This window comes from Ruegeria haliotis, assembly GCF_013377785.1.
In the GTDB taxonomy this organism is placed as follows: domain Bacteria; phylum Pseudomonadota; class Alphaproteobacteria; order Rhodobacterales; family Rhodobacteraceae; genus Ruegeria; species Ruegeria haliotis.
This window is the reverse complement of record NZ_JABXWT010000033.1, coordinates 1-14,567: the sequence shown is the minus strand read 5'-3', so window position 1 is coordinate 14,567 and position 14,567 is coordinate 1. Positions and strand designations below refer to the sequence as shown.

Genomic DNA, 14,567 nt, shown 5'->3' with positions numbered 1-14,567 from the left:
CCCGGATGAGTGACAGGTCCCCCTTCAAACGAAGGAAAACGAGCTTGACCCAAACGCCCAATTAGAGAAGACATTTGACAGACAATTTGGTACTGCGCTGCGGCCCTCCAAACCGTCTGTTCGCTGCAGTTGCGAAATCAAAGGTCAACTGAATTCAAAGACGGCGAACAAAGTTGTCGTTGCCATTGTCCCTAGAAATGGCCGCTTTCAGACTTAGCCCGCGGGATTCAATTTGGGTGCCTTAGTCAAATTTCAGATAAAAAGAGACCCGCCTTCGGTCGACACAGACACCCAAATAAAGACCCAATTCATCCTCAAAACATCCAACGTGCAGTTACCGACATATCACCTGTACGGGAGTTTTCTGAGAAGGTTCCGCCGCCTCGGATGGTGATCCGCGTATGTTCCTCTATTTGATAGTCCAAACCAAGGCGAACTTCGGCAGCGTAGCGATCATAGTTGAATACATGTGCCATCTGCTCATCACCACTTAAGCCAATCAAACTGCCGTTAACCTGATTGCTTGGATCAGTCAGATTTGCCGATAGTCCGGCAGAGGCGTAAACTCGTCCGAGGTCACCGCCCTCTCCAAATAGACGGCCAAATTCCAGGGTCGGTCTCAACACCACGTCCGTATCGTCCGAGCTTTGAATGGCCCAATTCAAGGCGCCATCCCCAGACTCCTCAAAACCATCCTGGCGGGTGTGATACAGCCCCAACCCGATCCCCCAACGCAAATAGTTCGCTTTGAACTCCTGAAGATATGTTACACGCGCATCGGCGGAGAAGCTGTGGCTTGTCACATCTGATTTCGCTTCGTGACCCACCCCGCCGACAGAGTATTGACGCTGCTGATCAAGGCTCTGATGACCATAAGCCGTTGACAGGGAAAAGGTGAGCGGACCGTTTTCATATTTGAGAACAGCAGCTGCAATGAACCTGTGACCATCTTGATCGAATCCAGATCCAGACAACGTCACATCTTCGCCTTGAAGCAGTCCGCCCAAGATCAACCCAGAGTCTACGATACGCTGTCCACCGGCAGTGAAGCCATACGTGCTTTCGTCAACGGAAGCGCCTCCTCCTGCGTTTTCATAACTGCTGACACTTCCAATAAAACCAACCCAGCCACAGTCCTTTTCACGAAGGAAACTATCGGGATTTTCTCGGTTTAGGGAAGGGCAAGAGCGCAGGTTATTGTGCACGGCGTGGCTGGCTTGACGTGACGCGAACAGCGCAGCACCCGTCTCGTCGATAATGTGGGCCGCAGTAGTCGTTTCGAGTTCTTCCACATTTTCGGCGTTCAACAGTTCATTAAAGACCGTCGCAACTGCAGTCTGTACGTTTGATCCGCCGGCAGATCCGTCTGTCTCGGTATCAGTTGAACTGCCTGACCCTGTTTCGGCCGTATTGCCTTGCCCGAAGTAGTTGACAGTGTTGGTTGTATTCTCATTTGTTCCAGAAGGTGATGCGTTGATTGCATAGGTCAACTCGACGGCGTTTGTATCCGAATAGGTCGTACCATCGATCGTGAAATCTTCGCCCGTAACGAGCGCAACATCATAGTCGACTAGCACAGTGTCCGATACAGTCAGATCCTCTTCACTAAGGTCATCAGAAACCAAAACGAAAACTGATCCGCTGGCCCCATGTGAAACCTTGTTCACCCCGGTCGCGTTTACGGTCAGAGTTCCTTCGAGAGAGGTCACTTTATCGGCAATGATCACGTCGACATTTTCATCGTCCGAGGCCGTGTTCATTTCCAGATCTATCAATAACGAGCCAGCGCTACCCTGTGCCAGCGCGCCGCCTGAAATCGTGGACGTAAAGATCTGATCCGACCCTCCGGGTGACAGGGTGCCAAGATTGCTCAGGGTGCCGCCACCACTGCCCAGATCGACGATAGACCCCATGTTGAACACCCCATCGGACGCGTTCAGGAACGTACTGCCCGTCGCGTTTTCAAACAGTTTGATTGAGCCCGAAATCGTCCCGTAGTTGGAAATGGTGATCGCGCCCTGGCCGTCCGTGCCAGAGCCGTCGTAGTCGTCGCTGGAGACATCCGTATAGATCACATAAACATCGTCTTCGCGGCTTGTGTCAGTAAAGTCCTCGTCTGCGATCGTACCGTAGTTGTTGATCACATTACTGTTGCCGTCATAGAGCGAAATCACATGAGCGTTGCCATCGCTGCCGGAAATTGAGCTGCCCTCTCCAACATTGATGGAGATTGCACCCGCGCTGTCATATCCAGTCGATGCGGCAAGGATGGCCCGGCTGTACTCTCCTGACACATCAATGCTTGATCCGTTTGTGAGGTTGATGTTCACGTGGCCGGATTCGTAGGAGGCGTCACCGTCATAGGTGAAATAGTCGTCCAGGTCGCTGACATCAGAAGTTTCATACGACCCACTGCTCGATTGTGCAAAGACCCCAAACGAATAGTCACCGGTCGAAATTACATTTGCCCCGTCCAAAGCCACATCAACGTCACCGCTGTCGCCTTCGGCACCGTTTGAACCAGCGAAATAGAAGGACAGCGCGATACTGCCTGCAGTGCCGCCGCCGCCGCCAACAGATTGCGCCCAGATACCGACTGAGTTTTCACCAGAGATATTGATGTCGGCATCGGTGGATTGCACCGACACATCACCACCGTCACCCCCATTGCCTGCGTCGCCGTCATAGTTAAAGCCGATATCAATCGAAAAATTGGAGCCAAAAAGATCGTCAACGCCTGCTCCAAACGCGCCTTCGACATCTCCGGCATCACCGCCGCCGCCGCCAACCGACTGCGCCCAGATACCGTTGGCGCGCGTCCCACTTGTGGTGATATCGCCGGAGTTTACCACGTTTACGGAACCGCCATGCCCACCTGCGCCTGCGGTTCCGCCGATTTCCACCTTGGTCTTGATCGATGCTCCGGTCCCCGTACCACCGGACCCGCCACCGCCGCCAACGGACTGTGCATAAATCGCGGTTGAATCGACACCATGGGTGGTGATTGTGTGGCTGTTGCTTACATCCACTTGGCCGCCATCCCCGGTCGCGCCGCCATCCCCGCCGATCGAGACAGTCCAGTTGGTGAAATAGCTGCTGTAGTTCTGGTAAAGGGAATAGACCGTGTAAAAGCTTACACCAACGTCCCAAACATCGCTGGCAATTTCTTCGGCGATATCGACCCAGGATGTCGAACAATCCGAAGACGACGAACTGGTTGATCCGGACTCACCGCCGGTCCCGCCACCGCCGCCGACAGATTGTGCAAAAATGCCGACTGAGACATCATTTGTTGTGACAATTTTGCCCTCGTTGACCACGTCGACCAAGCCACCGTCACCGCCGCTGCCGCCCGAACCGCCAAGTTCGACACCGACCTCAAAGCTTGTGTTTTTATAATCCTCTGCACTTGAAACATAGGCAATCGAGGTCGCCTCGGCCGAACCGCCATCACCACCACCTCCACCAACGGACTGAGCAAAAATACCGTCGCCGCTCGACCCGCTCGTGTGGATCAAGCCGGAATTGGTTACGCGGACAATATCACCGTCGTTTCCTGTTCCGCCCTCGCCACCGACGGCGAGAGAGAGAGATATACCAGCACTGTTCCCAGTGCTGCCTGTGTAATCCAACACGTATGTCGTGGCGGAACCACCGTCCCCACCATCCCCGCCGATACTTTGTGCATAGATGCCGGCCGCCCCATTGTTCAGAACGCTGATGGCGCCGTTGTTTGCGATATCCACTTCGGCTCCGGCAGAGCCATCACCACCTTCGCCACCAACGGCAACCGAAACACCCAAATCATATTCCGTTGTGGTCGAAAGCCCGACAGCGGTGACACTTCCGCCGGTGCCACCGGACCCCCCGACACTTTGCCCAAAAATGCCGTGGGCGTAGGTGCCGTTTGTGAGGATCAAGTCATTGTTGACCACCTGCACTGCATCCGATGCAGCCCCTTCGGCACCGGAGCCGCCAACCGTTACTTTAATCGTCGCCGAGGATGTCGACAGGAAGTTGAAGTCAAACGTATATGCGGATCCGCCTGATCCACCGTTGCCGCCAATACTTTGAGCCAGAATGCCATAGGCTTTCTCACCTGAGGTCGAAATTGCGCCGTTGCTTTCCACATAAACCGTACCGGCGGTGCCTCCGTCGCCGCCATCGCCACCGACTGCGACTGCGACATCACCCGATACACCACCGGTATCAATCGACAAAATGCCGCTCAGAAGATCCGCGCTGATCACCGAGCTGCCATTGCCCCCGGCACCGCCGATACTTTGCGCCAGAATTCCGTAGCCCAAGTCCTGCGACGTTGTAATTGACCCATAGTTATAGACGCTTGTGTCATCCGCAGTACCGCCTGCGCCGCCGCCAGCACCGATACCGACGCTGATAGCGTCAGCTGTAAAAGCAGACGTCGCGATGACAGTACCGCTGTTTCCGCCCTCACCGCCTTGGGAATTGGCATAGATACCCACACCGTTGTCGCCGCTTACGGTCAGATTGCCAAAGTTTTCGACGTAAACGGTGCTTGCGGCTCCGCCATCGCCGCCTTCACCACCCACTGCGGCATCCACTGTCCCATAGGACGCCACATCAAAGGCCATGACCGAACCCGATTTACCGCCACTGCCGCCGCGGCTTTCGGCATAGATGGCGCTTCCGTTTGAGCCTGAAACAGTGATGTCGCCTGTGTTCTTGACGTTGACTGCCCCGGATGTATCTCCGTCCCCGGCAAAACCACCAACCGCAACTGCAACATCGGCGCCCGAAATTCCCGAACCGGAATAGGTGCTGCCAGAATTGCCGCCGCCGCCCGCGAGACTTTGCGCAAAAATGCCGTCGGAGTTTTCGCCTTTTGCGATGATCTTGCCCGAGTTGGTCACGGACACGGCGTCTGAACTGCCGCCATCTCCGCCGTCTCCGCCCACAGAGACCGTTACCGATGCCGTCGACACAGTATCAAACGAAAAGGTCGTGCCGGAATTACCGCCGCCGCCGCCAACAGATTGGGCATAGATCGCCGTAGAATTATCTTCATCCGTTGCCACATCGCCCGAGTTGTTCACCGTGACCGCAGCGGCATCTCCACCGCTGCCGCCGGACGCACCGGTCGAGACAGCGATGGAATCGACCGATGGTGAATTGACAGTGTAGATGCTGCTGGATTTGCCGCCACTGCCGCCCGCTGACTGCGCATAAATGCCAAAGGAATGCGCCGATGACGTCGAAATATCGCCGGCTGAAGTTACGCTGACCGCCCCGCCATCGCCGCCAGCACCACCGGAGCCACCGGTCGAGACGGAAACCTCCCCAAAATCATACCCGGCATCAACACTCACCAACTGGCCTGCGTTGCCGCCGCCGCCGCCATAGCTTTGCGCAAAGATACCATCAGAATGCTCACCTGAGGTCGTGATATCCGCATGCGTTTCCACGGATACCGCATCTCCGTTACCGCCGCTGGAGGCATCTTCGGTAGACCCAACCGTTACCCCAACGCCAACACTTGCTGTAATGTTCGTGACACTGCCGGAATTGCCGCCGCCGCCGCCGCCAGACTGCGCCGAAATTCCTGCCGAGTATTCCTTGACTGTGGTGATGGAGTAAGCTGCGTCATCGTCGTCAGAATACGTAACCGTGCCACCGTCGCCTCCATCCCCCCCGGTAGAGCCCACGACAACGCTGACCTCTACGCCGATATCCATGGACGAGGCGCCCTTACCGCCACCGCCGCCGATGGACTGCAGATCAACACCATCAGAATCTATGCCTGAAGTGGAAATGTTCCCAAGAACATGCTCAAATGATACGGCGTCGGAGCTGCCGCCATCCCCACCGGACCCGCCGACGCTGCTAAACAGACCATCTGTCGAATGCCCCACGCCGCCGCCACCGCCAAGCGACTGTGCAAAAACGCCCTCGGAATAATCGCCTGTGGTTGTGAGATCGGCGGCCAGCATTACGCCGACCTCGCCGCCATCGCCACCGGTTCCGCCCGTGCCACCGATTGTTGCCAACCCTGTTCCGCCACCGCTTTTGCCGCCGCCGCCGCCTACAGATTGCGCGCTGATGGCTGCCGAGTAGTCTCCCGTCGTTGTGATCGTCGTGTCACTGTCGCTATCTACCGTGATGGTAACTTTGCCACCGTCGCCCCCGGCGCTGCCATCGCCGCCAACAGAGTCGATCGCGTCAGCCGATCCACCTTTGCCGCCGCCGCCGCCAATAGATTGTGCTTCAATACCAACGGAATATATGCCGTTTGTTTCGATGGTGCTTCCGGATTGCACTGTGACTGTAACCGCATTGCCTGCACTTTCTGACGATGCGCCCCAAGCTTCAAACAACCCACTGGAGTTTCCAGCACCGCCTGAAAACCCGGCAACCGATTGCGCAAGAATGCCGCTGGACGTGGTTGTATCGTCGCTACCATCGTCATCGGAATCATCTCCACTGCCGGTCGTCGTCAGGGTTCCGCCAAAAGTGACGTTGACATCACCCGCATTGCCAGAGCCACTGGCCGATCCACCGTCGCCGTCAAGAACGCCGGAATTCCCACTACCGCCATCCCCACCGGCGCCACCGTAGGATCGCGCGAGAATGCCAATTGAATCATCGCCAGTCGTCGTCAGCGTTGCGTCATCGATTTCTACTGTGACAGTTCCGCCATCTCCGCCTGAAGCGCCATCTCCGCCAAATGCATCGCCGATACTGTTGGCCGCATCACCACCGTCGCCGCCGTCGCCACCTCGGCTGATCACCTCGACAGCGTGCGCCAATTGACCGTCTGTCTCAACGATCAGCGTGGACCCCTCATATTGATAAAAATTCGCATCTCCGGCCCGACCGCCATATCCTCCGTCCCCGGCATAGGCCACGGAACCACCGTCACCGTCACCGCCATCATTTCCGTCACCGCCAGAGCTGAGGACATAGATACCGGCCTGTTCCTCACCATTGACGTTGATATTCAGGTTCGCATTCAAATCAATATTCAGTTCAGCTGTCGCGCCATCACCACCATTGCCGCCATCGCCGCCCGTGCCTTCAGTGAACACCGCGTAATTCGTGCCATCACCACCGGAGCCACCATTTCCCCCAGATGCCGTGACTTCCACCGCACTAAAGCCGTCGCCGCTGACAGTACCTTCTACTATGGTTAGGATTTGTGCGTCCTCAAGAGTACCGCCATCACCACCATTGCCTCCATTGCCGCTGCTGGTGGAACTGGTCCTGTCGTCGCCCGAGTGACCTTTCCCGCCAGCACCAGTAAGTGACATGACGGGCGTATCGTCGCCCCCACTGACTTCGATGGTGGAGTCGCTCCCGTCGTAATAGACAAGGATACCGTTGACGTCGTCGCCATCATCGCCGTGGCTGTTGCCTTCGTCGCCGGTATTGTCAACCGAGAACACATAAGTGCCTTCGTATTCGGACGAGTCGATATCGTTAAAGATGATTTCGCTGATATCGTCATCAAGGTCAGTTGCGTCAATGTTGGTTTCCAAAACATCGCCGGTACAAAAGTACTCAGCCGACGAAGTATCGCTTGTGCCACACGACCCTGCGGTAACCGGCGAGGCTGTCACGACCCAAACGCCCACCAAACCGACCGAAGCGAAAGGCAAGTTCAGATAGCCTGACGTTTTGAAACGTGCGCCAAATCGGAGCAAACCAGTTACACTTTGCAACGCAGTTGTCGCCTTGAGAAGGCTGATACATTCATAGCACGTAAGGCGTATTTTAAGACCATTCATCAGGTTTTTCCAACTGCTTGCTTGGTGATTTTCGGATTGCGCCAGAGGTTTTAGAACGACCATTGCAGCCCGGCCTGGAAGTTTGGCCCTTGTGCATTGCTGCCGATCTCCTGTTCAGCAATCGCTTCGAACTTCATACCTGTCACAAGCTCATGCTCGTATCCGACCAGAACACTTGCGCCTGTGAAATCGGTGGAGGCAAAGGACAACGTCTGCTGGGAGGAAAAGACGGTGACCGCTGCATCGGTATCGCCCAGATTCCGACGCATTACGCCGGACAGCTGACCAATCACAAGTCCGCCGCTACCCAAAGATTTCTCGGCTTCCGCGCCCAAACGGACCTCGATAACGTCTGTAGTGCTGTCTCCGACGGTGACGTTGGCTGAGGATCCGGTTTCCGTGTAGCCGTTATCTTTCTGGCGGGTATAGCGGACATCACCAAAGCCTAGCAGTCCAAACCCATCAGCAACATCAAATGCGCGTTCGAAGCCAACATAAGCTGTAAGCAGCGTGCTGTCGTAATCCGCATTTGCATCCGCGCTGCCATTGATCTGGCGCGACTTTTCGGTCGACAACCAGCCATAGCCCAGTCCAGCCTCAAGGGTGTAGGCGCCAATCTGACGACCCACAGAGGCGTCCAGATAAAAGCCGTCAGTGTCGAAGTCGGTCGAATTGGTGTCTCCATCCGAGCGGAAGACGCCCAAGCCCAATGCCAGGGCAAGGCCATTTTCCAACTGGCCGGAATACCCGGCGCTGCCATTAAAACAGGGTGACATCGGTATCAGTGTCAGGCAGGTTCTCGAACTTGCGCGATGCAACATCGATCATAACATAGGGACGGAAAGCGCCAAAGGTCAGAGCAGATACATGGCCCGTGATTGCATTGCGTGAAACCTCTGCTTGTTGCGCATAGCGCAGCGCGTCTATGGAAGAACCGACTACACTGCCATAGAATGCGGTCACCTCGGCCGAGTTCAATACTTCGGATGCGTCAACGCTGGCATAAACCGGCGTTGCGCCGCCTTCGTCCTCTACAAACCAAGCCGACCGACCGTCTGAAGCAGTGGTGGTAAATGTCCCGGAAGCAGTCGCCGCGTCCTCGAAGTAAAACACGCTGCTGCCGCCACGCGCATCCAAATTCACGTTGTGATCTGCAACCCTCATGGTTCCTGTCACACTGTCTTCGGTGTCGACGTTCAGTGTTCCGGTGCCACTGCCCAGATAAATGGCGTAGGCATCGCCACTATCCGATGTGGCCGAGATCGTTCCGACATCGGTGATCACGCCATCAAAAGTGTCAATATGGATACCAAAGGCGTCCGCCCCATCGCCAATTGCAGTTGCGGTGATCGTGCCACTGTTGTCAACGGCACCGGATGTATTGCCGATGTGGACGCCGGTTGCGACAGTGGATGCCGATCCGGTTCGCGCATTGTCTGCGAGAACGCTGATCGTCCCGCCGTTTGTAAAATCCCCGTCAAGCGTATCGTGGATGATGATACCCGCCGCGGTCATGAAGTTGCCGTCGCCCTCGGCGATTGCAACAAGCGTGCCAGAGTTTTTGACGTTGCCGGTTAGCATACCTCCGACCGATGCAGCCACGGCACTTGCCCCATCGCCGCCATCAAGGTTCTCTGCCGTTACGCTTATCGAACCAGAATTGGTCAGATCGCCGCCTATACCCTGCGCGTACATTCCAAAAGCATAGGCAGAAGACCCCCCATCAGCAGAAGCCGAGATCGTGCCACTGTTGGACAAGGTTCCATTCATGGTGCCGTTGATGTTGATACCAGTTGCAGTCGCGCTGCCGTTCCGATTGCCGGTGACAACTGCGCGGATAGTACCGGCGTTCCCAATGTTAGAGTCAGCACCGCGACGGACAAAAATCCCTGAGGCATTGGCCCACGATCCGCTCGTATTTTCAACACGACTCAGGATCGATCCGGTGTTGAGGATGCCTCCGCCTTCACTAAGAGTCCCACGGATAACAAGTCCTTCCGCAACTGCAAATTCAGCGCTGCCGGTGGAACTTGCAGTAATGGTTCCGGAGTTTTCGAACATGCCGTTCAGATCGTCGTTAAGATAAACACCACTGGCCGTCGCGGAAGAGCCGTCATTTGCTGCCGCAGACACGGCAATTGTTCCTGAGTTCCCAATACCTCCCGTTACCTGACCATCGACGAATAAACCATCTGCCTCAACAACTTCGGTTCCGTTCGTGGCAACAACTGTTATCGTGTCAGAGTTGGTGAAGTTACCGCTGAGATCGCCGTCAAGGTAGTATCCTCCAGCCTTTGCATCTGTAGCTCCATCGCCTAGGGCATAAACTGATCCACTGTTTGCAATGTCACCGTTGAAATCGTCACCGACATACAAGCCGTAGGCCTCAGCTCCGCCCGAGCTGGAAATCGCACCAACGGTTATCGAACCCGAGTTCGAAACATCGCCACTCATCGGGCCAGCAATATGAAACCCTGACGCGCCAACCGTGACCTCACCATTGGCAGAGGCACTGATCGTGCCACTGTTGGAGATGGTCCCGGTCATCTCTCCGTTCACGACAAGTCCGTCTGCATAGGCCTGCCCGAAAGCGTTGGATGTGCCATTATCAGCATTTGATGCTGTCGTAATTGATCCTGAGTTCAAGAAATTTCCGTCGAAGTCTTCGTCGATGTAAAAACCGGCGGCTCCTGCCAGCGCTGTATGCGCGTCCGTATCCAGCCCCAGGTTTGCGGTTGTCGCGCTGGTCGAGACCGAGCCGGAGTTAGAGATATTGCCGGTCATGTCCTCATCGACGTACAAACCATATGCTTCGGCTTCAGATTCCTGCGCATTGGCGTGCGCTGTGATGGTACTTGAATTGGAAAAACTTCCGTCGAGGTCGCCCAAAACCTCGGTTGCGACAGCGGTTGCATCAAATTGCGCAGCAGCCTGCAAGACGATGCTACCGCTGTTGCTGATGTCGCCGGCCATCTCGCCATCGACCCCAAGAGCAAGGGATATCGCATCTTCAACCTGCCCGCTTGAATTCACGGTGATCGTGCCGGAATTTGTATAGTCTCCGTCCAAATCCCCAAAAAAAGCAAACGCAATGGCTGTTGCGGAGTTCTGCCCATCGCCCTGCAACGAGATTGTTCCGCTGTTGGTGATATTCCCAGCCATGCCGCCGTCGATGATAAGCGCGGCGGCCAATGCGGTTTCACTTATTGAATCGGTCGCCTGTAAAGTGATCGTTCCGCTGTTTGCAAAACTGCCGTTCAAGCCACCTTTAATGCCAGCGAAGATTGCCGTAGCGTCATCCCCGCCCTCGGCCACGATATTGGCGGCACCGCTGTTACTTATGTCGCCAATCATTTGTCCGGCAACACTCAGTGCATAGGCGTCCGCTTCATTGTCAGTTGAGATTGCGGTTACCGAAATGGTGCCGGAGTTATCAAAGTTACCATCCAGAGCGCCGGACAAATCGAATGCACTGGCAGATACTGATGAAGACGCGTTGCCTTGAATGGCAATGGTTCCACCGTTGCTTAGATCGCCGTTTGTGTCCCCTTCAACATAAACACCTGCAGCATTGGCTTCGCCTGTCGCACTTTCAGAAACAGCCGTAATCGTGCCGCTGTTCGTGACATTGCTGACCTGGTCACCTTCGACGTTGTAACCCCAGGCGTTCGCATCACCTACGGCTTCGCTTGCCTCAGCAGAGATCGCGCCGCTGTTCTCAAACACACCGGTTACAGTCCCTTGAACCTGTATTCCGATAGCATCAGCTTCACCAATTGCATCGCTACCCGTCGCATTGATTGCGCCGGAATTGAGTAAGTCGCCGTCCAAGTCTTCGCTGAACAGGATACCGATGGCCGACAGGTCGACAGCGTCCTCTGCCGTGGCGGAGATCGTACCAGAATTGGCGACACTGGTGCTTACACCGTCGTCGAACCACATACTAATCGCGAGAGCCGACGAAGCGTCGCTCCCCCGCGCAGCAATCGTCCCAGCGTTCAATACAGACGCTGTTGATTCGACTTGTTTTTGAATAAACATGCCGACTGGATTAGCAAATCCTGTGCCCGTAGTTTGGACATCAACCTCAATTGTACCGTTGTTGACATAGGTTCCGGCAACGGCTCCGCCAAAATTGATACCGGTGCCCGCGGCAAGCGACGTGGACGAAAAGTTTAGCTTGATCGTGCCGTTGTTAATGACCTGACCCGTTTGCTCCAGCTTACTAGTCAGGTTAACGCCAAGCCCGACCCCGGCAGAGGATGGTCCTGAAATCGTGCCATCATTTGTGAAGGTACTGGAATAGGTAGGGTGAATTAGAACAGCGACGAAAACCCCAGCGGTCGTAGTCAGATTGACCACACCCGTTTCGGTAATTGTCAGGTCTTCATCGTCAACAAGCCAAACCCCTGTGTTCTGTGACCCCGAGATCACCTCGGCTGCCGCCATCCCATTCGACATTACGGCCACAGACACAGACGTCAGGAGCAGCGAGGGGGCTATACTTGCGACCGCTCCTTTCCATTTCACCAGACGCCCGCCACGTGCCGCGACCTGAGGGGCGCACCGTTCACTTATGCATTTTTTCACAAGAGACCTTTTGAATTTTGAGCTTACTGAACAGCCTCAAATTCGGCATTCTCCGCCGGTATTGAATCCGCCTGGCAGTCGATATGTGAGATATGTCTCGATCTGAATTGGCACCGCATCCTCAACCCTTGAGCTTCTTTTTTCAGTAGACTCGTTTCTGAGTTGACGCACAGTAAGACTTGGCCGCCCCTGCGGGATCAAGGACAGTTCACGCAAACGACCGGACAGTTTGCGCCAATCAGCACCTCTGGACACAGCAAAGGCATTCGAAGCGGATTTCCGGATCAAATGATTGTCATTCCTGCAATCGGTCGCTAGACGAACAAAAGTATCGTGGTACCGACATGCAGCATCTGTCTGAGCTACCTCCCTTTCAGAAATGCGCAACGCAGCGATTATTCCACCTTGAAATGAAGACCCACAAAGTGCCGCAAGCAGATAATCCGTTAGATCATAAGACCATCGCGGTCGTCGTCGCCAACATGATAAGCTACGCCAGTTCAAGGGGTGTTCCGGTCACGGAAATCATTGAAGAACTGGGCATTGATCCGGCCCAATTGCTTGATCCGAACGCGAAGATCAAGGAAGATGAATTCCCCAAAATCATGAACATGATGGCGGCGTCTTTGCCCGGTGAACCGTTTACGCTGGACCTTGCCAAAGTCACGCCGTTTTCGATCCTTGGTTATATGAGTTCAGCGGTCGAGTTCGCGCCGAGCGTCCGCGACGCTTTGGAAATGCTGGTTCAATACAGATCTGTATTGTCGGACCGGTTGCATCTGACGCTTGAAGAGACGACCTCACATGCGCGCCTCGGCTTTTATCATCCGATGGACGAATGTGATAATGGCGCGATGGCAGAGTTTGCCTGTGCAATGTTGTATCGAACGATTTGTGATTGGTTTGAGCTTACGGGTGCTATTTCTGAAATTCATTTTGCGCATAAGCCATTGCTGGAACTTGGCCTGTACGAAGAATTCTTCGGCACAAAGGTAACGTTTGAGCAGCCAAAAAATGCGTTGGTCATAGAAAGAGGGTCCCTGAACAAGCCTAGTCGGCTATCCAGCAAACCTTTGTATGACTACGCGCGGGCGCATTTGGATCGTGTGCATAAAGAGAATGGCCTTTCAAACCTGGGCATTCAGGACCTGCAGAAAGTGCATGACGCAATTTGTGAGAACGCTGCTATTGGCGAATATGGGGCAGCCGCCCTTGCTGAAAAGCTGCACCTCAGTCTGAGGACTTTGCAAAGACTCGTTGGTCAACATGGTAAGGAACTGCGAGAAATGCTCGAGGAAGTTCGAGCAGCAAATGCCAAGCGTCTTCTCGCCAGTCCCGACTTAGGTATCGATGCGATTGCTCATCTTCTGGGGTACTCGGACGACAGGGCGTTCCGGCGATCTTTCAAACGTTGGGCAAACCAATCTCCATCGCATTACAGGGACACGCTCAAAGCCAATAACTCTTGAGCGCGGCCACGTTGTGGCACTACCAACTTGTTTGCACGCGGCTGACGGCGGTCTGGCCTGCGTCTGTCAGGCGGTCATTTCGAGAGCGTAACCGTCCCAGAGGCCGAAAGCATCGGTTCTGGCGTGACGGTATGAGACGGTGGAGAGTTGATAGCGGCCGGGTCGAAAGACGGTGTTGATCTGGTCGTGAGCGGCAAGGAACCTTTGCGCCTGCCTTGGCGACTTGAAGCGTCCCATGAACTTTTCACGCTTTCGAGTGGGTCTGTGTGATCCTTCGATCCGATTGTTCAACCCTTTGTGTGCTCGGTGATCTGCACCCGGCGCAAGATCGCGGACCGGCTTGAAATAGCTTCGCAACTTTTCCGTGATCACAACACGGGGTTCGCCGAATTGCGAAATCAGCCGCTTCAGAAAGCGCCGGGCAGCCTTAGCACTCCGCTGTGGTTGGACGAGGATATCAAGAGTATCTCCGTTCGCATCCACGGCCCGCCAGAGCCAGCATTTCCGCCCGTTGATCGGGATGACCACTTCGTCCAAATGCCATTTGTCGGCCGCGGCTGGCCGGTCTCGCCTGATGCAATTTGCGAAATGGCCGCCAAAGCGGTTGACCCATTGCCGGATTGTTTCCCGGCTGACCGTCACACCGCGTTCCGCGAGTAGATCTTCAACATCCGCGGTGCTAGGTGTTTGATCCCAAGGTTTGATGGTGCGATCCATTCGTTGAAATGGAAGGAAGCATTATGGG

At 55.1% G+C, this 14,567-nt stretch carries 4 protein-coding genes and 1 pseudogene; 1 reads left to right on the top strand and 4 read right to left on the bottom strand.

The features are described 5' to 3' along the window. Positions 1 to 314: 314 nt before the first annotated feature. From HW561_RS22650 to HW561_RS22640, 3 genes are read right to left on the bottom strand one after another with little or no spacing between them, the layout of a single operon-like run. Positions 315 to 7,763 (bottom strand): autotransporter outer membrane beta-barrel domain-containing protein, encoded by a 7,449-nt coding sequence (locus HW561_RS22650; protein WP_176867624.1) that lies wholly within the window; start codon positions 7,761 to 7,763, stop codon positions 315 to 317. A gap of 50 nt (positions 7,764 to 7,813) precedes the next feature. Beyond that, positions 7,814 to 8,539, bottom strand: a complete 726-nt coding sequence (locus HW561_RS22645) for an autotransporter outer membrane beta-barrel domain-containing protein (RefSeq protein ID WP_176867623.1) — start codon at positions 8,537 to 8,539, stop codon at positions 7,814 to 7,816. Then, complete coding sequence (locus HW561_RS22640) at positions 8,523 to 12,224, bottom strand: beta strand repeat-containing protein (protein ID WP_176867622.1); 3,702 nt, start codon at positions 12,222 to 12,224, stop codon at positions 8,523 to 8,525. Before HW561_RS22640 ends, HW561_RS22645 begins: the two co-directional genes overlap by 17 nt. A 473-nt stretch (positions 12,225 to 12,697) precedes the next feature. Between HW561_RS22640 and HW561_RS22635 the strand changes: the two genes are divergently transcribed. After that, entirely contained in the window at positions 12,698 to 13,822 is a 1,125-nt protein-coding gene (locus HW561_RS22635; RefSeq protein WP_176867621.1) for an AraC family transcriptional regulator, read from the top strand. A 66-nt stretch (positions 13,823 to 13,888) separates the two neighbouring features. Here HW561_RS22635 and HW561_RS22630 read toward each other — a convergent pair. Beyond that, positions 13,889 to 14,503, bottom strand: a pseudogene (locus HW561_RS22630) (IS6 family transposase); the annotation flags it as partial. Positions 14,504 to 14,567: the final 64 nt, after the last annotated feature.

Coding starts and splice junctions, on each gene's coding strand:
- HW561_RS22650 (WP_176867624.1), bottom strand. CDS start 7,763: ATGAATGGTCTTAAAATACGCCTTACGTGCTATGAATGTATCAGCCTT.
- HW561_RS22635 (WP_176867621.1), top strand. CDS start 12,698: ATGCAGCATCTGTCTGAGCTACCTCCCTTTCAGAAATGCGCAACGCAG.
- HW561_RS22640 (WP_176867622.1), bottom strand. CDS start 12,224: ATGTCGAATGGGATGGCGGCAGCCGAGGTGATCTCGGGGTCACAGAAC.
- HW561_RS22645 (WP_176867623.1), bottom strand. CDS start 8,539: ATGTCACCCTGTTTTAATGGCAGCGCCGGGTATTCCGGCCAGTTGGAA.